The sequence below is a fragment of the Domibacillus sp. F004 genome (genome assembly GCF_057814295.1).
In genome coordinates this window covers 563,624-589,033 of sequence record NZ_JBVATB010000002.1, presented here as the reverse complement: position 1 = coordinate 589,033, position 25,410 = coordinate 563,624, and the positions used below count along the sequence as shown (strand labels likewise).

Annotated in this window: 26 protein-coding genes; 11 read left to right on the top strand and 15 right to left on the bottom strand. The window is 43.3% G+C overall.

Annotated features, from left to right (window positions below; genetic code table 11):
• Positions 1–92 precede the first annotated feature (92 nt).
• Positions 93–650, bottom strand: a complete 558-nt coding sequence (locus ACZYRN_RS08505; RefSeq protein WP_488911093.1) for a DUF5366 family protein — start codon at positions 648–650, stop codon at positions 93–95.
• 281 nt (positions 651–931) lie between these two features.
• Here ACZYRN_RS08505 and ACZYRN_RS08500 point away from each other — a divergent pair, with 281 nt between their 5' ends.
• From ACZYRN_RS08500 to mnhG, 7 genes are read left to right on the top strand one after another with little or no spacing between them, the layout of a single operon-like run.
• Positions 932–3,349 carry a Na+/H+ antiporter subunit A gene (locus tag ACZYRN_RS08500; RefSeq protein ID WP_488911092.1) on the top strand — a complete coding sequence of 806 codons (2,418 nt, stop codon included), beginning with the start codon at positions 932–934 and terminating at the stop codon, positions 3,347–3,349.
• A complete protein-coding gene (locus ACZYRN_RS08495) occupies positions 3,336–3,758 on the top strand; it encodes a Na(+)/H(+) antiporter subunit B (protein ID WP_488911091.1) in 423 nt (140 codons plus the stop codon). The genes ACZYRN_RS08500 and ACZYRN_RS08495 overlap by 14 nt, the downstream gene beginning before the upstream one ends.
• A complete protein-coding gene (locus ACZYRN_RS08490; protein WP_488911090.1) occupies positions 3,758–4,099 on the top strand; it encodes a Na(+)/H(+) antiporter subunit C in 342 nt (113 codons plus the stop codon). The genes ACZYRN_RS08495 and ACZYRN_RS08490 overlap by 1 nt, the downstream gene beginning before the upstream one ends.
• Positions 4,092–5,573: a Na+/H+ antiporter subunit D gene (locus ACZYRN_RS08485; RefSeq protein WP_488911089.1), complete on the top strand. Its 1,482-nt coding sequence runs from the start codon at positions 4,092–4,094 to the stop codon at positions 5,571–5,573. Before ACZYRN_RS08490 ends, ACZYRN_RS08485 begins: the two co-directional genes overlap by 8 nt.
• 5 nt (positions 5,574–5,578) lie before the next feature.
• Positions 5,579–6,058, top strand: coding sequence for a Na+/H+ antiporter subunit E (locus ACZYRN_RS08480; RefSeq protein WP_488911088.1), 480 nt, complete (start codon positions 5,579–5,581; stop codon positions 6,056–6,058).
• Positions 6,055–6,339 carry a Na(+)/H(+) antiporter subunit F1 gene (locus ACZYRN_RS08475; protein WP_488911087.1) on the top strand — a complete coding sequence of 95 codons (285 nt, stop codon included), beginning with the start codon at positions 6,055–6,057 and terminating at the stop codon, positions 6,337–6,339. Before ACZYRN_RS08480 ends, ACZYRN_RS08475 begins: the two co-directional genes overlap by 4 nt.
• A complete protein-coding gene (gene mnhG, locus ACZYRN_RS08470) occupies positions 6,323–6,661 on the top strand; it encodes a monovalent cation/H(+) antiporter subunit G (protein WP_488911086.1) in 339 nt (112 codons plus the stop codon). The genes ACZYRN_RS08475 and mnhG overlap by 17 nt, the downstream gene beginning before the upstream one ends.
• A gap of 57 nt (positions 6,662–6,718) precedes the next feature.
• Here the strand turns inward: mnhG and ACZYRN_RS08465 are convergent, their stop codons facing one another.
• The 4 genes from ACZYRN_RS08465 to ACZYRN_RS08450 all read right to left on the bottom strand — a co-directional run bounded on the left by ACZYRN_RS08465 (position 6,719) and on the right by ACZYRN_RS08450 (position 10,456).
• Positions 6,719–7,084 (bottom strand): DUF2188 domain-containing protein, encoded by a 366-nt coding sequence (locus ACZYRN_RS08465; RefSeq protein ID WP_488911085.1) that lies wholly within the window; start codon positions 7,082–7,084, stop codon positions 6,719–6,721.
• A 51-nt stretch (positions 7,085–7,135) separates the two neighbouring features.
• Positions 7,136–7,525, bottom strand: a complete 390-nt coding sequence (locus tag ACZYRN_RS08460) for a hotdog fold thioesterase (protein ID WP_488911084.1) — start codon at positions 7,523–7,525, stop codon at positions 7,136–7,138.
• Between the two features lie 58 nt (positions 7,526–7,583).
• The gene (locus ACZYRN_RS08455; protein ID WP_488911083.1) at positions 7,584–8,909 is read right to left on the bottom strand and encodes a Na+/H+ antiporter family protein; all 1,326 of its coding nucleotides are present in this window, start codon (positions 8,907–8,909) and stop codon (positions 7,584–7,586) included.
• A gap of 89 nt (positions 8,910–8,998) precedes the next feature.
• Complete coding sequence (locus ACZYRN_RS08450) at positions 8,999–10,456, bottom strand: leucyl aminopeptidase (RefSeq protein ID WP_488911082.1); 1,458 nt, start codon at positions 10,454–10,456, stop codon at positions 8,999–9,001.
• A 53-nt stretch (positions 10,457–10,509) separates the two neighbouring features.
• Here ACZYRN_RS08450 and ACZYRN_RS08445 point away from each other — a divergent pair, with 53 nt between their 5' ends.
• Positions 10,510–11,253 (top strand): cobalamin-binding protein, encoded by a 744-nt coding sequence (locus ACZYRN_RS08445; RefSeq protein WP_488911081.1) that lies wholly within the window; start codon positions 10,510–10,512, stop codon positions 11,251–11,253.
• 8 nt (positions 11,254–11,261) lie between these two features.
• Here ACZYRN_RS08445 and ACZYRN_RS08440 read toward each other — a convergent pair whose 3' ends face one another.
• The 3 genes from ACZYRN_RS08440 to ACZYRN_RS08430 all read right to left on the bottom strand — a co-directional run bounded on the left by ACZYRN_RS08440 (position 11,262) and on the right by ACZYRN_RS08430 (position 13,577).
• Positions 11,262–11,579, bottom strand: a complete 318-nt coding sequence (locus ACZYRN_RS08440) for a YuiB family protein (protein WP_488911080.1) — start codon at positions 11,577–11,579, stop codon at positions 11,262–11,264.
• A gap of 236 nt (positions 11,580–11,815) precedes the next feature.
• Positions 11,816–12,295 carry an NUDIX domain-containing protein gene (locus tag ACZYRN_RS08435; RefSeq protein ID WP_488911079.1) on the bottom strand — a complete coding sequence of 160 codons (480 nt, stop codon included), beginning with the start codon at positions 12,293–12,295 and terminating at the stop codon, positions 11,816–11,818.
• A 64-nt stretch (positions 12,296–12,359) separates the two neighbouring features.
• Positions 12,360–13,577, bottom strand: a complete 1,218-nt coding sequence (locus ACZYRN_RS08430) for an NAD(P)/FAD-dependent oxidoreductase (RefSeq protein WP_488911140.1) — start codon at positions 13,575–13,577, stop codon at positions 12,360–12,362.
• Positions 13,578–13,778: 201 nt separating this feature from the next.
• Here ACZYRN_RS08430 and ACZYRN_RS08425 point away from each other — a divergent pair, with 201 nt between their 5' ends.
• Positions 13,779–14,756 carry an NAD(P)/FAD-dependent oxidoreductase gene (locus ACZYRN_RS08425; protein ID WP_488911139.1) on the top strand — a complete coding sequence of 326 codons (978 nt, stop codon included), beginning with the start codon at positions 13,779–13,781 and terminating at the stop codon, positions 14,754–14,756.
• An 83-nt stretch (positions 14,757–14,839) separates the two neighbouring features.
• Positions 14,840–15,481, top strand: a complete 642-nt coding sequence (locus ACZYRN_RS08420; protein ID WP_488911078.1) for an SDR family oxidoreductase — start codon at positions 14,840–14,842, stop codon at positions 15,479–15,481.
• 124 nt (positions 15,482–15,605) lie between these two features.
• On the opposite strand, the gene ACZYRN_RS08415 is transcribed toward ACZYRN_RS08420, so the two are convergent.
• From ACZYRN_RS08415 to ACZYRN_RS08390, 6 genes are all read right to left on the bottom strand, one after another.
• Positions 15,606–18,845, bottom strand: coding sequence for a DUF8508 domain-containing protein (locus tag ACZYRN_RS08415; protein WP_488911077.1), 3,240 nt, complete (start codon positions 18,843–18,845; stop codon positions 15,606–15,608).
• Positions 18,846–18,858: 13 nt separating this feature from the next.
• Positions 18,859–21,258, bottom strand: a complete 2,400-nt coding sequence (locus ACZYRN_RS08410; protein ID WP_488911076.1) for a 5'-nucleotidase C-terminal domain-containing protein — start codon at positions 21,256–21,258, stop codon at positions 18,859–18,861.
• Between the two features lie 313 nt (positions 21,259–21,571).
• On the bottom strand, positions 21,572–21,760 hold the full coding sequence (locus ACZYRN_RS08405) for a holin (protein ID WP_488911075.1): 189 nt from the start codon (positions 21,758–21,760) through the stop codon (positions 21,572–21,574).
• A 728-nt stretch (positions 21,761–22,488) separates the two neighbouring features.
• Positions 22,489–23,145 carry a DUF4145 domain-containing protein gene (locus ACZYRN_RS08400; RefSeq protein ID WP_488911074.1) on the bottom strand — a complete coding sequence of 219 codons (657 nt, stop codon included), beginning with the start codon at positions 23,143–23,145 and terminating at the stop codon, positions 22,489–22,491.
• Positions 23,146–23,403: 258 nt separating this feature from the next.
• Positions 23,404–23,598, bottom strand: coding sequence for a hypothetical protein (locus tag ACZYRN_RS08395; RefSeq protein WP_488911073.1), 195 nt, complete (start codon positions 23,596–23,598; stop codon positions 23,404–23,406).
• Positions 23,599–23,785: 187 nt separating this feature from the next.
• Complete coding sequence (locus ACZYRN_RS08390; RefSeq protein ID WP_488911138.1) at positions 23,786–24,097, bottom strand: HesB/IscA family protein; 312 nt, start codon at positions 24,095–24,097, stop codon at positions 23,786–23,788.
• Positions 24,098–24,317: 220 nt separating this feature from the next.
• Between ACZYRN_RS08390 and ACZYRN_RS08385 the strand changes: the two genes are divergently transcribed.
• Positions 24,318–25,016, top strand: a complete 699-nt coding sequence (locus ACZYRN_RS08385; protein WP_488911072.1) for a DUF2225 domain-containing protein — start codon at positions 24,318–24,320, stop codon at positions 25,014–25,016.
• 45 nt (positions 25,017–25,061) lie between these two features.
• Here ACZYRN_RS08385 and ACZYRN_RS08380 read toward each other — a convergent pair whose 3' ends face one another.
• A complete protein-coding gene (locus tag ACZYRN_RS08380; RefSeq protein WP_488911071.1) occupies positions 25,062–25,298 on the bottom strand; it encodes a YuzB family protein in 237 nt (78 codons plus the stop codon).
• Positions 25,299–25,410 lie beyond the last annotated feature (112 nt).

Genomic DNA, 25,410 nt, shown 5'->3' with positions numbered 1-25,410 from the left:
TTGATTGCCGCCTTATTTACCCAATTTCAAATTTGCCTCTCATTACACTCGTAAAAAGAAAGGTCTCTGGAAAATTCCAGAGACCTTTCTTTTTACAATGGAAGAGAAGCTAAGATGCCATTGTATAATTTCATGATAATTAAAGCGAGCAACAGTCCGAAGAACATCCAGAACAGTGCTTCAAAAACGATAATCCCGATCATTTGCGGTGTCGTAATGTGTGGGCTTAATTTGTAAACGAAATAAACGATGTACGTCATTGCCGTTACAAGGAAAATAATCAGAATACCGACAGCAGACGAAAAGCTAATGAGAGAGACAAGCCCGCCAATGAAAAAAATAACAGCACCAAACCGTGTTTTTTTCATCAATTCGCCTTCTGTATCCTTTGAAAAAAATAAAAGGGCGAGTTCATTCGCCGTATTCGCCAGCAGCTTAAGCGTAGCGAATATCATTGTGAATACAAGCATAAGCCCGCCGATTACGACAAGATTCATTTCTGTTTTTGTAAAGAAATCGAGCATTCCGCTGTATAAGTTCGCTTTTTGAAGCACTTCAACCACGAGAGCCTGTCCATACATAGCGATTGACAAGCTAAAAAGTAAAATAGCAAGCAGCGGCATATAGCCGGTTAAATATGTGTTTTTCATTAAATTGATTCTCCCCTGTCACAGTCAGTCACTCTTCATTATGCAAGAGGGTGGTTACGATGACAAGCAATTTTCGATGTTTTTTGGATAATAAGCACAATTTCTAACAAAATTTGCTCTGTTTCTAGCCATTTCCAAATTTTTTAATTGATGAAAATTACGCTTCTCTTCATATTTATTATAAATGATTACGTTTTCAACCTTACCCTGAATTAAGATATGCACAATCATTTTTTTACGCTATACTTTTAAACATATACTATACTTTAGGAGGGATTTTATTGTCTTCGCTTCACTGGGCCATACTCGCTCCTTTTATTATGGCCGCATTCGTTCCTTTCGTACGAAAAAAAGCAGCTACTATACATACGGGCTGGTTCGTTTTGATCTTGCCGGTCGTTCTCTTTGTTTCTTTTCTTCAATATCTTCCTGTCACAATGAAGAATGATTCCGTCACGCAAACCGTTGCCTGGATTCCATCGCTCGGTATTGATTTCACGGCGTATGTGGATGGCCTTAGCTTACTGTTTGTTCTTCTGATTACAGGAATCGGGGCACTCGTCGTGCTGTACTCTATTTACTATTTGTCTAAGACAAAAGAAAGCTTACAGCATTTTTATGTATATTTGCTTATGTTTATGGGGGCAATGCTCGGCGTTGTGTTATCAGACAATGTCATTACGCTGTATATGTTTTGGGAATTGACGTCCATTTCATCCTTCCTCTTAATCGCATACTGGTTTGACCGCGATCGTTCCCGTTATGGCGCATTAAAATCAATGCTCATTACGGTTTTTGGCGGATTGATGATGCTCGGCGGTTTTCTCGTTCTCTCGCTCATGGGTGATACATTTAGTGTACGGGAGCTTGCTGCACAGGCACCTCAATTAAATAATCATCCGCTCTTTTTGCTGGCAATGATCCTTATTTTACTTGGTGCGTTTACAAAGTCGGCACAGTTTCCTTTTTACATTTGGCTGCCTGATGCAATGGAAGCGCCTACCCCTGTCAGTGCGTACTTGCATTCGGCAACAATGGTAAAAGCAGGGATTTATCTTGTCGCCCGCTTCAGCCCTATTTTTGCTTTTTCTAGCTACTGGTTCTGGATTGTTGGGACCATTGGGTTGTTCACAATGGTGTGGGCATCCTTCAATGCCGTGAAACAAACGGATCTAAAAGGGATTCTTGCGTTCTCAACGGTCAGTCAGCTTGGCTTAATTATGTCGCTGCTCGGTGCCGGTTCGGCAGCGCTTCACTTTGACTCGCTTGATGATAATATATATACAGCAGCCGTTATTGCAGCTGTGTTTCATTTAATTAATCATGCGACCTTCAAAGGCAGTTTGTTTATGGTAACGGGTATTATTGATCATGAAACAGGGACACGTGATATTCGGCGTCTTGGCGGATTAATGAGTTTAATGCCGATTACGTTTACTTTATCTGTGATCGGTGCCTTTTCAATGGCCGGCCTGCCGCCATTTAACGGGTTTCTAAGTAAAGAAATGTTTCTTTTATCGATGGTTCAGCTGACTGAACTGAATCTATTCAATCTTGATACGTGGGGACTTCTATTCCCTGTTCTTGCATGGATTGGCAGTGTCTTCACCTTCATTTACAGCATGATTATTGTCTTTAAGGTATTCGGTGGGAAATTTCAGCCGGAAAAACTGGAGAAACAGCCGCATGAAGCACCGGTTGGAATGTTAATTTCACCTATTGTACTTGCAGCGCTGGTCATTCTTTTCGGGTTATTCCCGAACTTGCTGTCGTACAGCTTAATTCAGCCAGCCGCCGCTGCCATCGTGCCATCCATTATTCCAAACGGCAGCCAACTCGACGTACATATTTCATTCTGGCATGGAATGACAACAGAATTAATGATGACCATCGGTGTTGTCGTCATTGGGATTATCTTGTACAAATTTTTGCCGAAATGGATCGGATTGTACGACTATTTCCCGGGAAAAGTCACACTCAATAAATTGTATAACGCTAGTTTGTATGCAGCAGAGCGAGGATCACACTCGGTGACAAAATCATACATGACGGGATTTATTCGCAGCTATCTCGTTTATATTTTTGCCTTTTTCATTGCTATTCTTGGTTTTACCTTGTGGGTGAAAGATGCATTCCGTTTTGATTCATCCAGCACAGCACCAATTGGCTTTTATGAAGTCGGACTACTGATTGTCCTATTGATCGCAACAGCTACTATTTTAATAGCCAAATCACGTCTTACATCAATTATTTCACTCGGTGCAGTCGGGTATATTGTCTCGCTTTTCTTCATTATTTTCCGGGCGCCGGATCTTGCATTAACACAACTCGTCATTGAAACGGTTTCGACAGCGTTATTCTTACTTTGCTTTTACCATTTACCAAAACTATCCCTTCATGATGAAAAAAGACGTTTCCAAATTGGCAATGCGGTCATTGCTGCTGGTGTGGGCCTCATCGTGGCGCTGATCGGAATTTCAGCACACAGCACAAAACTATTTCCGTCAATCAATGAATATTACATTGAAAACACGTATACAAAAGCCGGCGGCGAAAATATGGTCAATGTCATTCTCGTTGACTTCCGTGGCTTTGATACCTTGTTTGAAATTTCAGTGCTATCTGTTGCGGCACTCGGTATTTACGGGTTAATTAAATTGCGTATGGAGAAAGGCGGCGAGCAAAATGAAAACGAATGATGTCATCTTTCAAACCGTCGCCAAAGTCGTTTTCTTTATGATTATCTTTTTTGCTGTTCACCTTTTCTTCGCCGGGCACTATTACCCTGGCGGCGGATTTGTCGGCGGGCTGCTCACTTCAGGTGCAATCGTCTTATTAATGCTGGCGTTTGATATGAAAACCGTTAAAAAAGGCTTTCTTGCTGATTATAAATGGCTCATTAGTCTCGGCTTATTGTTTTCAGCTAGTACAGCCGCCGGATCATTGATATTTAATGTTCCTTTTTTCACCCATGTATACGGTGATGTTTGGCTGCCGATTTTTGGAATCACATCCCTGCACACCGCGATGCTGTTTGACCTTGGTGTGTACCTTGTTGTCATTGGTGTAACCATGACCATTATTCAAACGATTGGAGAGAGTGAATAATGGAAATTTTAATGTGTATCATCGCCGGTCTGCTATTTGCAGCGGCTGTCTATTTAATGCTTTCGAAAAGCTTGCTCCGAATTATTGTTGGTACCGGGCTACTCAGCCACGGCACGCATTTAATGCTGCTGACGATGGGCGGATTAAAAACAGGCGCAGCACCTGTTCTCGGTGAACATGCTGCCTCGTACGTGGATCCGATTCCGCAGGCGCTTATTTTAACCGCAATCGTCATCAGTTTTGGCGTCACAGCACTGTTCCTTGTTATTGCCTATCGCGCCTATCAAGAGCTTGGCACAGACAATATGGAGCAATTGAAAGGAACAGAAGCTGATGATTAATTTACCGGTTTTGCCGATTCTTATCCCTCTTATGGCTGCGATTGTCTTGCTGTTTGTCTCAAAAAGTATTCTTGCTCAGCGGGTCGTGTCCGTTATTGCTTCTGCTTCGACAGTCGTGTCGGCACTGATCCTAATGGCAAAAGTAAAAACGGATGGCATTCAAACGGTCGATATGGGCAGCTGGCCGGCACCGTTCGGTATTACACTCGTATCGGACATGCTGAGCATTTTACTTGTCTTAACAGCATCGATTATTACGTTATGTGTCGTTCTCTACTCATTCCATTCAATTGGAAACGGACGTGAACGGTTTTACTACTATCCCATCGTTCAGTTTTTGCTGCTCGGTGTGAATGGCTCCTTTACGACAGGTGATATTTTCAACTTGTTTGTATTCTTTGAAATTATGCTCATGTCGTCCTATGTATTAATCGTCATTGGGGGCACCAAAATACAGCTGCGTGAATCGATTAAATACATTCTTGTAAATGTCATTTCATCGGCCATTTTTGTTATTGCCGTCGGATTTTTATATTCTGTCACCGGTTCACTAAATATGGCCCACATTTCAGCGCGTATTTCCGAGATTAGTACGGAGCCGATCATTACGGTGCTCGCTGTTTTGTTTTTAATCGTTTTTGGCTTAAAAGGAGCTATTTTCCCACTCTATTTTTGGCTGCCTGGTTCTTACGCTGCACCGCCGGCACCTATTCTCGCTTTGTTCGGGTCTCTTTTGACAAAAGTCGGAATTTACGCGATTTTGCGCACGTATACGCTGTTCTTTTATCACGACCAGCCGTTTACTCATGACTTATTATCGCTTCTTGCGCTCTTGACGATTGTGGCTGGTGTCATAGGTGCTCTCGCGTACCGCGATGTGAAACAAATTTTAATTTATAACATTGTCATTGCTGTTGGCGTACTGTTGTTCGGCATTGCCACGATGACCGAAGAATCTATTGCAGGAACCGTTTTTTATCTCATTCATGATATGATCATTAAAGCAGCGCTCTTCCTGCTCGGCGGAATCATTATTTATCTCGCCGGCACTTCCAATTTAACGAAAATGGGCGGGCTGATCCGTCAGTATCCAGCACTTGGCTGGACCTTTTTACTTGCTTCGTTCGCACTGGCCGGTATTCCCCCATTATCCGGATTCACCGGTAAGTTATTAATCGTTCGCTCCGGCTTTTCAGAAGGTGAATATGTGGGGGCAATTGTCGTCTTGCTGTCGAGTTTAGCCGTCCTGTATTCTGTTGTAAATCTGTTTATGGAGGCTTTCTGGAAAACACCTGAAATCCCATTGCCTGATGTGAAAAAGCGGACAGGCTCATTGTTCATGCCAGCCGCGGCACTCGTCTTACTGTCTGTTTTGTACGGCGTTGGAACAGAAGCAGTATATCCTTATGTGATGCAGGCTGTTGACACACTCATCCATCCGGAAATCTACATCGACGCCGTGTTAAAGGAGTAGATGGTATGGCATTTCAAATTTTATTAAATGTATTTTTAGCGTTTCTTTGGATGTTTTTGCAAGTATCATTCAGTGCACGAACATTCATTATTGGCTATTTACTTGGGCTGCTCGTTATGTTCGGTATGCGCCGTTTTTTTAAAAACCGATTTTACATACATCGTGTCTGGGCAGTTGCCTATCTGTTTTTCTTGTTTTTAATTGAATTGATAAAAGCAAATATAGATGTATTAAAGCTCGTACTCCGTCCAAAACTTACGATGCGGCCCGGTATTTTTGCGATGGAAACCGAATTGAAATCAGACTGGGAAATAACGTTGCTGTCCAGCTTAATTACATTAACACCTGGTACACTCGTCATTGATGTATCGGATGACAATAAAACACTGTATATTCATGCGATTGATATTGGCGAGGTGTCAGAAGCCATTGACAGCATTAAAAATTCATTTGAAAAAGCCATTATGGAGGTGAGCCGCGGATGATGGATATCGTCTTAAAAATAACGCTTGTCCTGTTGGCTATCGCCATGCTTGGATTTATTTACCGGCTCGTCAAAGGACCGACGACGCCCGACCGCATCGTCGCCCTGGATGCCATGGGTGTCATTCTCGTATCAATCGCTGCTGTCCTTTCTATGATCCTTAATACAAGCAACTTTTTAGATGTTATTTTGCTCATTGGTATTTTGGCCTTTATCGGAACTGTAGCATATGCGAAGTTTTTGGAGAAAGGAGAGATTATCGAATATGACCGTGATCAGTGACGTGTTCATCGCATTTCTTTTGCTCACAGGCGCGTTTTTCAGTCTCGTTGCAGCATTCGGTGTGATCCGTTTTCCAGACGTATATACGCGCAACCATGCGGCCTCTAAAAGCGCTACGCTCGGTGTCATGTGCATTCTTTTGGCGACATTTTTTTATTTTCTTGCCAAGGATGGCTTGTTCAGCTCCCGGCTCTTACTCGGGATCGCCTTTTTCTTCATTACCGCTCCGGTCGCCGGTCATTTAATTAGTCGCGCTGCCTACAACTCCGGGGTGAAAATGTGGAGTAAAAGTGTACGAGATGATTTGGAAGAGAAGAAATAACAAGAAAAAGGCTGCCGGGGAAGGCTATTCTTTCTCCGCAGCCTTTTTCGTATTTTCTTATTTATACAGTGTCTCTGCTTTTTCACCATTTTCTTTATAAACAATTAAAATGCCATCATGTTCGCTGACATATTCTTTTGCGCGCATCAGCACGTCCTGTTTCGTCTCCCCGGCAAGTATGTTCCGCTTCCCTTCTTTTTTCATTAAACACCATTTATCTTCTTTAGCCTTTACTTCATAATAAGGCCGTCCCGCTTCTTCTTTTCCGATAAAGCTTCGCGCCCGGTCAATGGCGATGGCAATCGACCGCCCCTCTGCATATCCGTCTTCAAGAAGCGCATTGGCAATTTCAATGGCTTTTTCCCGTACATCGTCCGGTAAATTTTTCATCGAATCAGGATAATTCTTTTTGCTCCATGGCATGAGAATCCCCTCCTTCATCTAAAGATTTCCCCGCTGACTACGAAGTAAACATTATCTTTTTTTCACAACCGCCATTGTGCAGCGTGATAAGCAGATTAATGCTCCCTCTTCATCTGTCAGTTTAATGGTCCACACCATCGTCGTCCGGCCCCGGTGTTCGATTTCAGCCGTTGCTGTTACGATACCGTCACGTTTTGATTTAATATGATTCGCGTTTATTTCTAGTCCAAAACTTAATTCCGCTTCGGGGTCGATCAGTGCTGCTGCGCCTAAACTCGCCGCCGTTTCAGCCAGTGCAACCGATGCGCCGCCATGTAAATAGCCAAACGGCTGACGCGTCCGTTCATCCACCGGCATGGTCATCACGACTCGTCCCCGGGTCACCTCAACAATCTCCATGCCGAGCGCTTCAAGTAATGTTCCTTTTCTTTGAATTTCCATATCCATTCCTCCTAAAAATTAAAAAGCGCCCGTTCTTTTTAGGAAGCGGGCGCTTCAATTACAGCACCATCGCTGCGATCCAGCCAAAAATGATGACCGGAATATTATAATGTAAAAATGTTGGGACAACTGTATCCCAAATATGATCATGCTGCCCGTCCGCATTTAAACCGGACGTGGGCCCGAGCGTGCTGTCTGATGCAGGTGATCCGGCATCCCCAAGCGCACCGGCTGTTCCGACAAGCGCAATGGCTGCCATCGGACTGAAGCCAAGCTCAAGCGCGAGCGGAACAAATATCGTCGCGATAATCGGCACTGTTGAAAACGAGGAACCGATCCCAAGCGTGACAAGTAAGCCGACCAGAAGCATTAACAGCGCACCAAGCGCTTTATTTCCATCGATAGCCGCGGCTGAATGTTCAACAAGTGTTTCAACGTCCCCTGTCGCACCCATGACGCTCGCAAAACCGGATGCCGCAATCATAACAAATCCGATAAACGCCATCATCCGCATCCCGTTCATGAGCAGCTGATCTGCTTCACTCCAGCGCACCGCACGAAATACATAGAGCACAATAATCCCCGCAAGTGCACCAAAAACCATGGATTCAGTCCAAAGCTGGGCAGCAAGCGCAGCCACAATGGCGATCCCTGCGATCATTAAACCTGATTTTGTATAACTCAGAGGCGCGTCTGATTCATCAAGTACGGGTAAATGCGAATCTTCATAATCGCGCGGCTTTCGGTACGTGAAAAACACTGCAATCAACAAGCCGGCCAACATGCCAACAGCGGGTAATAACATCGCTTTCGGCACTTGATCCAGCGTTACTTCAAGCCCGCTTGCCGTCATATTCGTCGCAATAATCCCTTGGAAAATTTGTCCGAATCCGACCGGCAGCAGCATATACGGTGTAATAAGACCAAATGTTAAAATGCAAGCAGTCAGTCGCCGGTCAATCCGAAGTTCATTCATAATTTTTAACAATGGCGGAATCAAAAGTGGAATAAACGCGATATGCACCGGTACAACATTTTGAGAAAAACAAGCCATTAACAAAATGACAATGAGTATGAGAGCCTTCGGCAGCTTTTGCGACCGTGCCTCTTCTTTTTTGCCAATAAATTTTAAAACAAACTCAACGAGTGCTTCCGGCAATCCAGTGCTTGAAACCGCGACCGCAAACCCGCCGAGCATCGCATAACTGAGCGCTACGTTTGCCCCTCCGCCCACGCCGTCTGAAAAAGCGGTGATTGTGCCATCCATCCCAAGTCCACCGATCAATCCACCTAAAAGCGCGCCAGTAATGAGTGAAAAAACAACATTGACACGGAGCAGGCTGAGAACGAGCATAATGAGAACGGCAATAACGACTGCATTCATTTATATGTACCTCTTTTCCTTTACTATGCTAATAGACTAAAAAGCCGTATTACACAATAGCAAATCAGCTGCTCTCTTGTCAATGCTTTTTACGATAAGGCAAGAATAGCCAATGTGCGCGTCATGACACCCGGCGACATTTCCGCGCTTCCCGCAATATCAAGATGAACCCACGGCGTATCCTCCGCAAATTCACCGATAAATCCCCCTCCCATAATGGCGTGTCCATCACGTCCCGGCGAATTGTTTAAATCAGCAACGTCACTGCGCCGGATCCGTTTTTTATCAAACTCTGTGAGCGGCAGCTGCCAAATAAACTCACCTGCTTCATGTGAGGCTTCAAGCACTTGTTCAAAAAATGGTTCATTGTTTGTTAATGCTCCTGTCTTATCTTTTCCCAGTGCAATAATGACACCTCCCGTTAATGTAGCAACATCGACAATGCGCCCAGCACGCTGCTGTTTCGCGTAGGTGATTGCGTCTGCCAGCACGAGCCGCCCTTCTGCATCCGTATTTTTCACTTCAATCGTTTTTCCTGACAGCGACGTGATTACATCATCCGGCTTAAATGCATGGCCGCTAATAACATTGTCTGTTGCCGGAATGACGGCCATTACTGGTTGATCCGGCTGCAGTTCGCCGATAATTTCCATCGCACCAAGAACAGCAGCTGCCCCTGCCATATCTGTTTTCATCCCGACAATGCCGTCTTTTGATTTAATCGAATAGCCGCCTGTATCAAACGTGACACCTTTGCCAACAAAGGTAAGCACGTCTTCCCATTCATCGTTCGGCTTATATTTAAGTGTAATCATTTTGGGCGGCGAAACCGAACCTTGCGCGACAGCAAGGAATGACCCCATGCCGATTTTCTCCATCTCTGTCCGCTCCAAAATTTCAATTTCAAACCCATATTGCTCGGCGAGTTTTTGCGCATGGCCGGCAAGATCAGTAGCTGTCATCATATTGGGCGGCGTGGCTGTGAGACGTCTTGCCGTATTTGTTCCCTCTGCCATCGCTTTGCCGACAGCGCACGCTGCCATCACTTCGGCCGCATCTCCGTCTGTCCATACGTCGATTGATTTCAAGATTTTTTCTGGTTCGTTGCCTGGCGTTCGGTAGCCCGTGTATTCATACCGCGCCATGAAAAATGCTTCAAAAATGGCTTCGGCTGCTTCAACAGCCGTTACGTTTTCGGTCACAAATGAATCAAGGGCAACAGCAATGGATTCGAGTCCATATTTCTTTGACTGCTTCGCTGCATTCGTCACGGCTTCATGAATGGCATGAAAATCCACTTCTTTTTCTTTGCCAATTCCTGCAAACACGATGCGCTTCGTTTGAATTTGACCCATCGCCGGAATAATCGCACCCTTTCCTTTTTTGGCGGAAAGATCGCCGTTTTTGACAAGCTCCGTGAGATTTCCTTGAAAGGCATCATCGAGCATTCTTAGTACACCTTCAAACTTTAACGGCTTATCAAATAGTCCAACGAGAAGTGCATCTGATTTCGTTTCTGTGATTGGTCCGTTTTTAATCGTAAACATGTATATCACCTCCATGCTATTATACAATGGAGTGAATAAAGGGGGAATTTTGAATGAGGATTGTGTCTATTTGTCCGAGCAATACGGAAGTATGTGAATATTTAAATATTGAAGATCAAATTATCGGAGTTGATGATTATTCAGATTTAGAACGCATAAGGCTTGGGCCTGATTTGTCGATTGATATGGAGAAATTGGAAGCATTAAAGCCCGATATGGTGCTGGCATCGTTAAGTGTACCTGGAATGGAGAAAAATGTGGCGGAGCTTGAGCAGCGAGGGATTCCGCATATTGTGACGAATCCAAATTCACTTGATGATATCGGGCTGTCGATCATGCAGATTGGTGAGGCTTGCGGGATAAATGGATCGGAAGCGATGCAGCGGTGGCAACAGTCGCTTGACATGTACCGATCGCGCAATTGGAATCGTCTAGTGCGCGTATACTGGGAATGGTGGCCAAAGCCTGTGTTTACACCTGGACGTGCAAACTGGCTGACAGAAATGAGTGCTTTGTGCGGAGCTGAAAATGTGTTTGCGGATCATGAAGAAGCAAGTGTACAGACAGATTGGGAGACAGTTGTTTCAAAAAAACCTGATGTCCTGCTTCTTGCTTGGGTTGGTGTGATGACAGACAAAGTGAATACGACTATTGTGAAAAAACGACCGGGGTATAATGGTCTACCGATTTATGTGATGGAAGAAAAATACTTTTGCCGTCCATCGCCGCAGCTGCTTGTGGGGCTTGAACAACTTGAAAACGTATTAAAGGGTCATAAAAAAAACGATCCCGCGTAAGGATCGTTTTAAAACATTTGATACCCTTTTGCCCGCAACAGACGCATGACAAATCCGCTCGTAACGGCACCGAGAAAACCGATTGATAAAATAGTAATGTCAACAGGCTGCAGGCCTATAATTCTTTCGCCAAGAATGCCAAATGATTCATTCGTCTTAAATATGTAGTCAAATGTGCTGATGCCATCGACAATCGCGATCGTAACGAGTGGATAAATAACAGCCATGATCCACGTCATACGCAGCAGCATGTTTAAAATAAACCCAATGCCGAAAAAGAGTACAAAAAAGAGTAATGACGACACGAGTACGGTTGCAATATGCATGAAACGATTCCCCCTAAACTCATTACTGTTTAGTTTACTGAACAAGACAAAAAAGGTCAATCAACGAATCTGTGACAAAAAACACCGGCAACGAGGGGGAGTCGCAGCCGATGCTTTACAAAAGCATTTCCATTTCTTCTTTGAACGAAGGCGGAAATAAACTTCTTCCTAAGTAGGATATCCAATTTCATCTCTTTTTAGTACACGATTTTTCCTTTAAAATGGATATATTCATTTTAAAGGAAAAATCGGTATGACGTATAGCCAAATTGCGGACCAGGATCGGGAATTTCCTTACAGCTAAGACCGGCTGTTTCAAATAAGGTAACGATATTTCGGAGCAAAACGGATGTATCCACACTTTCTTGCAATTCTTTTACCGTCATCCAGCATGCCTCAAGCAGCTCTCCTGTGTGTGCAGTCGGTTCTTTTTCGTCGTTAAGTGTCAAATAAAAAATAATCATTGTATCACTTATATCATCTTTAATGACACCGGATCGAATGCCTGCTACACCGCATACAGTGGCGTCAATATTCGTTTCTTCTTTCACTTCACGTACGGCCGCTTCGTCTGCACGCTCTCCTGCCTCAACAAATCCCGCAGGCAATGACCACTGTCCTTTTAATCCGCCATATGCTTTTTTCACAACAAGCCACCGCCCTCGGCTATCGATCACAAGACCGGCAGCAGCTAACCACACTTTTCCCCTTTTCACTCAGTCTCTTCCCCTTTGCAAATAAAAAAGGCCCCCGAATTGACATTCGGAGCCCTTTTATTTATTAAAGTACGTTAAACTTCCCTTTTTTCAGAACAAGCGATGGGCCACCGATCATGAAGAGTGCACGGTTATCAATCATTTTCTTCATAAATGATGCCTTTGTACCTGTCAATTTCTTGTCAAATACAACGCCGATTGCATCGTCATCACCGAGTGAACATACAGTCCCTTTAAGATGAGGAACAAATGTTTCAAGATCGCTTTCTCCTTTTACCAATTTCACAATATTGCGAGCAGCTGTTTCACCTTGCTGCATTGAAATTTGCGCAGTTGGCGGGTACGGACGGTTAATTTCTTCATTAATCATCAATGCACAGTCACCAATGACAAAAATGTCTTCTTGATTTGGCGCACGAAGATCCGGATTTACTTTTACACGGGCACGCATATTTTCGATGCCTGATTTTTCAATGATGCTGCTTCCTCGAACACCAGCAGCCCACACAACAGTACCGGCTTTAATTTCTTCTGTTTCTGTTTCACCTTTAGCAACAATGATGCCTTCCGGAGTTGCTCCTTTAATCGGTGTACCGATTTTGAATTCAACGCCTTTTTTCTCAAGCAACGCAACGGCATATTGCACAAGTTCCGGATCGAAACCAGGAAGAACCATCGGCGCAGCTTCTACGCAATAAATGCGTACTTTTGCATAATCAATGTCATATTCTTTGCAAAGCTCAGGAACACGATTCACAAGCTCACCAAGGAATTCGATGCCTGTAAATCCAGCACCGCCGACAACGATCGTTAAGCGTTCCTCTTGTTTATCTTCTTCCAATGCATATGTAGCGAATTGATATTCAATATGATCCCGCAGCTGACGCGCTGTGTTAACGTTTGAGATGGTGAAAGCATGTTCTTTTAGGCCTTCGATTCCAAATGTCTCCGATTCGCCGCCAAGTGCTACAACGAGATAATCGTATTCTACTTCACCTGTGTTTAAAATCACTTTCTTTTCATCAGGTTTAATATCCTGTACTTCTGCACGGATAAATTCTACTTTGCTGCGGTTAATAACGGAATCGACATCGTAACGTACACGGTCATGGTGCAGTGTACCAGCCGATGCTTCGTGAAGCCACGTTGTTTCATAATGATAATCATTTTTATTTACAAGTACAATATTTGCTTCATCCACAGACAACGCTTTTTGAAGACGTGTTACAGTAACAAGACCGCCATAACCGGCACCTAAGACTACAATTTTCGGCTTTCTCACTGACATATTTACCCACCTCTATTTAAAATAGTGACATAAAGAATGTGATATTCTTCACGTATGATTATATAAAACGCCTTTCATTTGTCACAAAATGTTTAGATTTGCAGAACTATTTTAATAATAGTCGTTTTCATTCCTTTTTTCAAGCTATTTTGCGAAGAATTTTCCGACGCGACAGGAGGCAAAATGTTTTGTATGATGAGAAAAAGGAGTGATCAATTTATGACAGATATTACAATTATCGGTGCCGGTCCTACTGGACTCTTTGCTGCATTTTATGCTGGTATGCGCGGGGCATCTGTTAAGATTATTGATAGTCTGCCACATATGGGTGGGCAGCTTTCAGCACTTTATCCAGAAAAGTTTATTTATGATGTAGCGGGTTTCCCGGCCGTAAAAGCACAGGAGCTTGTGGATCGGCTCGTGGAACAGATGAACCGGTTTCCAGTCGAAATTTGTCTGGAAGAATCTGTGGAAGAATTAGAGAAACAAGCAGATGGCAGCATTCGGCTTATGTCTGATAAAGGAGAACATTTTACGAAAGCCGTCATTATTACAGCGGGAAATGGTGCCTTTCAGCCGCGTCTCCTTGAGATTGAAGGGACGAAACAATTGCCAAACGTTCACTATTTTGTGACGGATTTGAAAAAATTTGCTGGCCGCCGTGTCGCCGTTTTAGGCGGAGGTGATTCAGCGGTCGATTGGGCGTTGATGCTTGAACCTGTCGCAAAAGAAGTAACGATTATTCATCGGCGCGATAAATTCCGGGCACATGAACATAGCGTTGATTTGCTGAACAAATCAAGCGTTCAGGTTGTGACACCCTTTATACCGGTTTCCTTTGACGGGAAAGTGATTCATCTTGAAGAAGTAAAAGGCGATCGCACTGAATCGCTGGAAATTGATGATTTGATTGTTAATTATGGTTTCGTTTCCTCTCTTGGGCCAATGAAAAATTGGGGTCTAAATATCGTAAAAAATCAGATTCCGGTCAATACACGTATGGAAACGAATATAGAAGGTGTTTATGCAGCGGGCGACATCGCTGCGTACGACGGCAAAGTTAAATTGATTGCGACCGGTTTTGGAGAAGCACCAACTGCCGTGAATAATGCCAAATCCTATATTGATCCGTCAGCCAAAGTGCAGCCGCTTCACAGCACTTCCTTGTTTTAATTTCATCAATACGGGTAAAGTATTGATAAAGGGCTCTGTTATACAATTGTCTATCACAGCCTTATAAAAAAGGGTGGTCCATTATGATGGTACTTGTCATCGGTGCGGCCGGCGATGTAGGCCGGCTCGTCGTCAAAAACTTGTCGGAAAACATACAGCACCACGTCAAAGCCATGGTGCGCCAAACGGCTCAGATGGCGGATATGGAAAAGCTCGGAGCTAAACCTATATTGGCAGACTTAGAACAAGGTTTCAGTTATGCGATGAACGATGTGAATGCCGTTATCTTTACGGCAGGTTCCGGCGCATCAACCGGACCGGATAAAACGACTGCTGTCGATCGGAACGGCGCGATTAAAGCAATTGACCTTGCCGTTTCGCATGGCATCGAACGCTTTGTCATGCTTAGTTCGATGGGAGCAGACCGACCGGACGCAGGACCAGAGTCTATTCAGCATTATTTGCAGGCAAAACATGATGCAGATGCTCATTTGATGAAAAGCGGACTTGCTTACACAATCGTTCGGCCCGGAGCATTGATAGACGGTCCAGCCAGCGGTAAAATTGAGGCCGCCGTTCAAGTCGCCGACCGGACAAAGCCGATCACGCGAGCTGACGTGGCCGAGGTACTCGTTCAAAGCTTGCTTGCTGAAAAGACGGAAAGCCGTATCTTTGAAATTGTACAAGGCGATGTGCCTATTAGCGAAGCATTGAAAAGAATATAAATACAAGAAAGCCGGGCCGCCTTTGTGCACCGGTTTGTATTTTTCTATTTACTGCTATTTCTACCGTTTCACCACTTAAAAACCTAAAAACCGTCCGGCAGCTGCCGGACGGTTTATTTGCTTATTAAGCAGCGGGCTTTTGCATTTCTTGTCCTTCTGAATCGGTCCATTTCTTTACCTTTTCAGCGCCGATGATTTCCACCTCTTGTTCTGTGTCAATCCGGACTTCTTTTACTTCTGCCCCACGCAGATCAATAACCTGTCCTTTTTGCGGTGTGGAGATAATAATTGTATTATTTTTTAGCCCTTCTCCTTGAAGTGTAGCGGAATGTTTAATGACAATCCCTTCTTCAAACATAGATTGTGCATCAATGTCCAGATAGATATTTGGTTTTGCAATGGTTATTTTTTTTGCTTTCATATTCTGAATATAGCGAATTTCCCCAAGATTCGTTTCACCCGCAAACGTAGTCCGAATCACAACCGGATCGTGATCACTTGCACGGCCATTTTCTTCCATAAATTGCGAATTCGTATGAACAATATCCACTTCCGTCGAAGCCGCCATGTTGTTCGTGACTAAAATATGATCAAGCACTTGCGCATTTCCTTGATATGAATAAGTGAACCGCTCATCTGCCGGTACTTTTTCAATCATATTTGTCAATTCCGAACCTTTTAAGAACGAAAGGGCATCTGTAAATTCAAAGTCATTAAAGTCTCCAACAAGTACAACATTGGCATCCGGATCGGCTGTTTTTACATCCTGCACAAATCCGTTAACGATGGCAGCTATTTGCTTGCGCTGTACTTCACTACCTAAGTATGGCGGCTGGTTTCTGCCAAATAGCGGTTCATCGCCACCTTTTGAATTAAAGTGATTCGCGACAACAATGACCGTTTCACCTTTAAATGTAAATTGAGCGGCAACCGGTTTGCGGCTGTCACTAAGGGCCGCATTTTCCGGATCAATTCGGCCCGGATTTACAGTTAATTTGCCATTTTCATAAGCAACCGCTTCTGTCGCCGTTCCTTTGGCTCCTGCTGTAAGAGAAACACGTTCCGGATTATATAAGAAACCGACACGTATATTTCCGCCTGGCTGTCCACCATCCATTTTGTCTGCCGGTGCTACATCTGTGTATACATATGTTGGACCGCCTAGTCCTTTAATGGCGGAAATTAATGCAGCGGCGCTTTCGGATGCATCTGTCATTCCGGAATCGGTTGGGCCGTCATTATCCTGTACTTCTGTTACACCGATAATATCCGGCGACTTCATTTTTTGGACAATTCCTGCTGCGAGACGGTCCGTTTTTTCCGTGCCAGAAACAGTTGAAAAGTTTTCCAAATTATAAGATGCAATGGTCAACCCTTCTTCAGTCGCTGTCAATGTCGTTTCTTCTCCTGTTAAACCACCGTCCACCAGCACGGGCACGTCGTCAACAAGTACCTTAAAATTGCTATAGCCGTAGCTCACCACACCTGTCACATTGCCGTTAAATGAATCACCGGTTTTTGCAACAAATTTTTCATTGTCCAAATCAAGGTGAATACGTTCAGGATTATAGTCATCTGCTGTAATGCGCAAGGCACCCGCTGTTGTATTGACCGCCATATTTCCTGGCACAACGACGACTTCCCCGTAGTTTTGCGGTGCGACCACTTTCGGACTATTTACTTGAACAAGCATTCCTTCCACGCTTTCGAAAAAGTCAATGCCGTCCTGCTCCGGATCAAAAGTACCGAATTGGTCATTGTCAATCACTTCAGTCGGCATCAATCGGTCTTCATTTAACACGATGGCTTCAGGAAGTGCGTGACCTGATTCTTTTATCGTTACAGCAGAAGCGTTTATTTCTGTTACCGGTAGATCCGTCTGCTGTTTTTCAGCATATCCTTCAAGCACCCATTCCTTTACGGTTCCCTTTACGGTAACAAGGTCGCCTTTATCTAAACCATGTGACCTTTTGTAAACAAGAATTCCTTCAGACGTCTGTTCATTACCGTCTGATTCAACGCTCTGCATATAGAAATTGCTGCTGTCCACAATATGGGTTACAACGCCTTCTACATTTTCGACCATCAAATTGTTATATGGAGACGTATGCCCTGCTCCTTGAATGTCGTGAATACGAATGATATCCTTTTGAATAACATAGGTAAATTCTTTCACAACACTATCGGTTAATCCATCTTTAAATGCTCTTGCTTTAATTGTTTTATTCTCATTAATCGTAATCGGTGTTGTGTAAAGCGCACTGTCTTTCATTGGTTCAGAACCATCTGTTGTATACCGGATTTCTGCTTCCTCTGTCAGTGAAGCAAGTGCAACCGTCGTGCCTGCTTCAACGATACCTGCAGTGGGGCTCGCTGTAACTGCCTGAACAGTGAATGAGTCAGCTTCAATATCATCTGCCCCGCGTGGAATTAATTGATAGACATTATTGTAAGAGCCGAGCACGCCGGTTATAGAATCATACTTTGTATCTGTTGTTAAAAGAGAGGCATCCTGCGGACGGATTTGAAATTCGTTCCCATCTTTATCTTTTGCTGTATAATTTCCACCAGAATAAGCTGAAATAGATACATGATCAATTTTTACAAGAGTACCTTCAACTGCTTCTGTTAAATCAGATACAGCTATTGGCGATGGAGCCGGTGCATCTCCTGTCGCCGTCACTGTTACGCCACCGGCTTGAACAGCTATTTCAAGCAATGTATTAAAGTCATCGATCTTTCCTTTTACATCGACACGATCACCAACTGCTACATTCATGCCGGATCCGTACAAAACAATACCGGCCGTATGATCCTGCATATAAACCAGGTTTCCAAAAACAGCTGTAATTGTTCCCGATGTCCATACGTTCGTGCCTTCCGCTTTTTCGCGGACAGCTGAAATGGATTCTTTCACAAGATCTATCGGTTCTTCAGGTTCTTCTGGGCTGTTATTGTCCAAAAGGATGACAGTAGCTGGGGATTTCAAGCCCGGTACTGAAAAATAAGCTTCCAGCGTACCTGTCACCTGTACTTTTTTGCCGAGGTTTCCGGGATTGTCCAACAAGTTAATCCCTGCGCGAACAGAAGTAGTAAGCTGAACCGGCATTATCTTAGTCGGATCTGTTTCCCCCGCTTCGTCAGCAATGCCAATATTGGTGGCCTTATAACGCTCAGGATCCGTCGTATAACTACTTCCTGACAACGCAAAACCGACAATATATCCCTCTACCGTTGCGGTCCCTGAATTATTAGAAATGGCATCTGCCACTGTGATCGATGCAGCTTTTACTGCTGGCACATACGGCAGAAATGTACTGAATGCTAGCATAAAAATAAGAATAAATTTGAATGGACTTTTCATCTTTCACAATCCTTTATTGGATAATGGTTTCACCTTCGACTGTTACATTAACAAGGTCAAGAGAACCGCCGGAAATGATTAAATCTCCTTTGATCGTGACATTAGATAACTGGCTGTCTTCTTCAGCAGAAACGACAATATTTCCTTCGATCGTTTTTGGATCGGCAACCGTCCCACTGATATCACTTGCTTTAACGGTTTTCCCTTCAATAATGCGTCCTTCTACTTCAGTTTTTACATTTGGATTCGCTGCTAAATATTCCGTGAATGTTTCCCAGTCAACGAAACCAGGCTCACTCACACGGCCTTCTTCATACGCTGTTTTAAACATTGTATAATTATCGCCGCCTTTTGCCGTAAACGTGTTGGTTGCAACGGTATACGTTTTCGCTTCATCAAGCGCTCTAAATGTGCCCTCTTCGTTTACTTGAACAGATGTCACACGTGAACCCGCTTCTTTCGAAGAATCATACGTGAATTTCAAGCCGGCTGCTTGCAGAAATGCCCCGTTTTGGCCTGGAGCAAGACTGACGCTGTGCTCAAGAGCGGATTTAATTTCTGCACCTGTTAAGTCCATGATGGCTAATGCGTTGCCAAACGGCATAACAGTCAATACTTCTTCCATCGTAATATCGCCTGCATCAATGGAAGCGCGGATGCCCCCGCCGTTTTGAAGAGCAATCACGGTTCTCGTGTCAATTGTTTTCGCTTTTGCAAGCATCGCATCTGTGACCAGGTTGCCAAGATTCGTTTCTTTCGTACGGACGTTAGCACGTTCGCCATCCAGCGCTTCTGAAGCGGAACCGACAACTTGTGCTTTCATGTCCTCAATAGCTGGTTTATATTTCGTTGCTAAAATGTTTTTCACTTCCTGGTCTTCTTCATATACAAACAATCCGTCATCGTTTTTTGCATCAATTTCAATTAACTCTCCTGCATACCCTTTAATTTTTCCAGATCGATCAAATTGAACATCGAGTGTTCCTACAAATTTATTATATTCATTCGCCTGCACGATGACGGTTGGCTCTACACCTGTCTCATCGATATATGGCTCACTTAACTTATCATGTGAGTGACCGCCCACGATGACGTCAATGCCCTCTACTTCTTCAGCGAGCGTCACATCATTGTCACCGCCGCCATCTTTGAAACCAATGTGGGATAGCGCAACAATTTTATTGACACCTTCCGCTTTAAAAGAGTCAACCGCTTTTTCTGCTTCTTGAATATAGTTCTCGAATAGAACGTCATCACCAGGAGACGAAATCGTTGTCGTTTCTGCCGTTGTTAAGCCGAAAATGCCGATTTTTTCTCCTTTTACCTTTTTAATAATGCCGTTGTATACTTTCCCGTCCATCGGTGCATCTGTTACCGCTTCGTTCATGAAAGAAGAGAGATTCTCATCTGCTGACGCATTTACGTTTGCGGACACAAATGGAAATTCTGCGTTCTTAATAAAGTCTGCAAGCGGTTTTGTACCCAGATCAAATTCATGGTTTCCGAATGTCATCGCATCGTAGCCAAGAAGATTCATAAACTCTAAATCTGCTAGCCCTTTAAATTCGTTGAAATAAAGCGTACCTGAGAAAACATCTCCAGCGTCTACTAATAAAGAAGACGGGTTCTCTTCCCGAAACTCTTTCACAACTGTTGCTTTGCGGGCTGCATTTTCAATGTGGGCATGTGTATCATTTGTGTGCATAAGCGTTAGATCATATTTATAGCTGCTGCCACCAGACCCTGATCCAGAACCAGGTGACTCCGGTTCAGGTGTAACAACAGGCGGTGTTCTATCAGGAGGACCTGCAATGGTGTCGGTACGCTGAAGCAGCAAAGCCCATTCACCACGTGTGATATTATGTACAGAACCAAATGAAGCAGCTGTTTTTCCGAAAGCAATTTTCTGGTCAACAAGCGCTTGAACATATGGCGCAAAGCGTTTATTTACATCTGTAAAAACCGTTTTAGTTATCGAGGCATCGATGTTAAGCTCATAGGCAAGTGCCATCATACGCGCTGTCTCGCCACGAGTAATAAAGTCATTTGACCCAAACTTGGAAGACGTTTTACCTGCGACAATTCCAAGCTCCGCAAGCGCATTTACTGCCCATTTGCCCCGTTCAGGCACATCGGTAAAGCTAGTATTCTTGTAAACTCCTGATTCAGGTAGCTGAAGCATACGGGCTATTTGAATCGCTGCATCGATTCGTTTAATCGGTTCAGCTGTCCCATAGCTTCCGTCGGCAAGCCCTTCCGTTACTTTCTTGCCAAGCAAATACGTTACAGCATCATCATATCGCTCAGAAACATCTGTAAAGGCAGCTGATGCAGCCGGAGAAAGCGTTGTTACTGCGACAGCAGCAGCAGAAAAAGCGGTGACTCCTTTATAAAAATTCAATTTCTTGCCCATTCAACTCATCCTTCCACATCTATAATGATCATCTTAAAATGATCATTATGATACTAGCACACGACTTTCTATTTAAATATCTAAATGATGGAAACTTTACTTTTTTTACAGAAACAAAAAAAACAAACGCATTTGCGTTTGTTTTCTTTACATTTCATTAAAAAGTCCTTAACAATTTTCCTGGGTCTTTTTTTGTTCTGAAAGATGACCCGCAGCCGCAAGAAGCAATCGCATTTGGATTATCAATGGCGAATGATGCGTTGTAGGTTCGGTTTGTAATCGCTGCCCCAAACATATAAAAAAGAGCCGCTCGTTATTTCTTTTTGTCATTGAATCCTGACGGGTTGTTGATGATGCCCGCCAGCACTGCGATCGTTAGCAAGATATCTACGTAAGTATCGTACCTTTCCGATGGGATCATTACACCAAAATCCTGCAGTACCATACCGACAAGCGCCGCCACTGCGATCCACAGCCCGTAGCTTTTCCACCGTTGCTTCATGCCTCAGCTCTCCTTCCTTACTTTCGGGATTCCCTGGCTGAACATGCCCCACTTCCGATGCTGCGTCTGAGCTTGGACATGCCGCACATTACAAGATATTCGCCCGGTGTTGAGGCTACGACAGTTTACGTCTGTTTTTTTTCATTGGACCACTCGGCGCCGCGATATTTAATGCAGCCGCCTTCTTCAACCGTGTCTTCGGCTTTAGCTTGCGGGGCTTTAGTCGGCTCGGCTTGCGCAGCTACTTTCGTTGTTGCCGCCGTATCCTTCGTTTCCGCCGGCTCTGTCGCTGCTGTAACCGGTTCTTGGCGGAGTGACGTGACAAACCTTTAAGTGTATAGTTGGGTGCTTACGGTTAAGATTTAAAGCGGAATAGTGAATGAAGAAAAAGACCGACATTATAGCTCAGTCGGTCTTCTTATTTATAAAATAAAGTTAATTGGATAGAATAAATTCAAGTGCAAGGTTAAGAAAAAATACCAGATTGAACCCGGCAATAATGAATCCCTGTTTCTTTAACCTCCGCATAGATTCTCCGTCCATCTCAATCACCCCTTAATTATTTTATAAAGAAATCCACTATGTGTTCATATATGTGTTTAGTGAATTTACTTTTTTAAAAAACGGAAACATTACTAAGAAATAAGATCTTCACCTTATATATTCATGTTTTAAGTATATGATCGTAACAAGTTTGTCTTATTACTAAAAATTAAATCGTTTAAAACTTATTTTAGCCCACTAAAATGCTTTATTAATTTGTCTAAAGTTACTCTTATATCCATCGCGTCTCTTCTCGTAACATAAGGAATATTATTCATATTTGGGTGAACCAAATTTCTAGATTTCCTCACTTTTTTCATTATGTCATGTTGCGTCTTATTCAAAGTTCCATTGGCAAATGCGTCGGATGTCATATCCTCAAACGTCCTTCTATTCTCAGGTGGATTCAATTTGGCATGCAACATTCCTTCGAAAACAGCACCGCATAGTAGAGCAAATGAAAGCCAAGCACCTTGTTCATAGTTTTTCTCGGCTTCTTCATAAAAATTACCCAGTCTTTTTCTTAAAGAATTATTTTTCACCCATGGGAAGAGTAAACTGTAATCCTTTATTCCATCATAATATAAAGCGATTAACAGACTATCTACATGCTTCAATAGTTGATATTCTGCTGCAATAATTATTTTGTTGCCTTCAATTCTGCCCTCATCATTAGAAACGTTTGACAAAGCACCAGTTTGAACTGAGAAATATTCAACAGAAAAGGCAGGCAAAATAGGAGTATTTATCTCCCATAAATACGGATAAATATCACTATTTGTAGAGTAGTTTAAAGGGCACTTTATATTTTTAAAAGGTACCCGAATCAAAATAGACTTCATTTTCTTACCTCCAAAGTTTAATTACTTTGCAGTTGTTCAAGGTAAAGATTATCTAGTATACGATCTAGCACGCCATTATAGAAGTCCTGCAGGCTCCTTGATACGTTTAAGTCTTCCGTAGCCATTACAACTCCTCATAGCCCGCACCAACATTGCGTGGCGCAACTTGATCCTCGTTTCACATGGCTTATTAATACCGCTGACATACACGTTTATAGGTGTCGATTTTAATACAATGGGAACACCGCTTTTCTGTAATTACGTCATTCCATCATTGCTTGCACCATCGCACCCATTAAGCCACTCAGACGGAACGGAACGCCATCTGTTTGAGTAATCATCACGGGGCTGATCTTGAACGCCCTCGCTTATCTTCGCGTTAATGATATAATGAAAAGCCGGTTCGAGTGCCATCGGTTGAATATCTGTTGATTGATTCGCTCTCTTTTCCACCTTCGTACGTCTTCGCTTGATTGATCATCGTTCTTCCGACATAAAAAAACGCCTCCCAACGTATCGTTAAATACGTCAAGAAGCGTAAAAATAATCACTCGATATAGTTAAGACGCTGGCCTTACAACGAAAGACCCGCAAATGGAATACATAAGCCCCACCGATTCACTTAGCGGATGGCCTAATGTTAGCATTCCTCCGGCGTTCCGGCGTCCGCTTTCGTTCTGAAAGATGACCCGCAGCCGCAAGAAGCAATCGCATTTGGATTATCAATGGTGAAACCTCCACCCATAAGCGACTCTTTGTAATCAACGATGGTTCCATTTAAAATCGCTGCGTCATTTTCTGCTACGACAATTGGTATACCATACTGATTCAGCTGAATATCACCCGCTTCCGCTTCCGGTGTAAAGCCCATCCCGTATGAAAGACCGCTGCATCCGCCGCCGTGGACAGCTACACGCAATAATGATCCTTCTTCTTCATTTTGTTTCATCATATCTTTTATTTGAAAAGCCGCTGCTTCCGTAATAGTGACAATTTGTTGTTCAGACAAACGAAATCTCCTCTTTTCTTTTCTTCTAGTATACGGTTTATTACCTGAATCCTCAACTGAACTGTTTGCTGATTTTTTTAGAAAACTAATTCTTTTTACCTGACTTGTTGTATAATAAAAGTAAGCACAAAGACCTTATACCGATCAACAGGAGGCTTAACTAATGTCAATTGTCCCCCCTCTTTACACGAAAGAACTAAAGTGTCCTTTATGTCAGAAATCCTTTCATACGACAAAAGTACGCAAAAGTACCATTAAAGTTGTTGGACTTGACACTGATTTAAAACCACTATATCAAGATGGCCAAATTAATCCATCCTTTTACAACGTGTCTGTCTGCCGTCACTGCGGCTATTCCTTTACCGAAGATTTTACCCCTTATTTCGCACCTGGAACAGCTGGTGTGCTGCGTGCTTCTATAGCAGACCATTGGGTGGAACAAGATTACAGCGGAGAACGAACAGCTTCAAAAGCAATCAAAAGCTTTAAACTCGCTCTATACTCAGGCGTTTTGAAAAAGGAAAAGCACCTGACCCTTGCAGGGCTTGCACTTCGAATCGCATGGATTTACCGCGACTTGGGACGAAAAAAAGAGGAAAAACGGTTTATATCCATCGCCGCCCGCGAATATGAAGAAGCTTTTTCAAAAGAAGATGTTTCAGCGAAAATGTCAGAAATCAAAGTGTTGTATTTGCTCGGGGAATTAAATCGCAAGCTCGAGAAATTCGACCAAGCTGTATCCTATTTTTCAAAAGTTATTGAGCGGCAGCGCAATTCGAATGAAAAGCAAATCATCGAAATGACGCGTGACCGATGGGATGAGTTGCGCAAGCATAGAAAAATGCAGGGAGAATCAGCATAAGAAAAACCGGGGGTACTATAAAACTGTCCCCGATTTTTTTGATGTTTAAAATAGCCATGTTTCTTCTATAAATGTATATATATTAGCAACAAGTTCCTCCGGCGTTTCGCCGCCGACAACTTCTCCGTTGACGAGTGCGAATGGCGATTCCGAACATCTTGTACAGTAGCTGAGACAACCATATTCGATCACATCAAGATTGGAATCACATTCTAATTGTTCAAACGCTTTTTGCGATCCGTTTGCTAAATTGCTGACGCAAAATTCGATAATTGGCTTCATTATATAGGTTCACCTCTTCTGTTTCATTGTACTATCAAATTCATTTTGAAAAAAGCCATAAGTTTACCCCATTCCGGTTGTATAATAATGCTATTTTCGTTATACTTGGTGT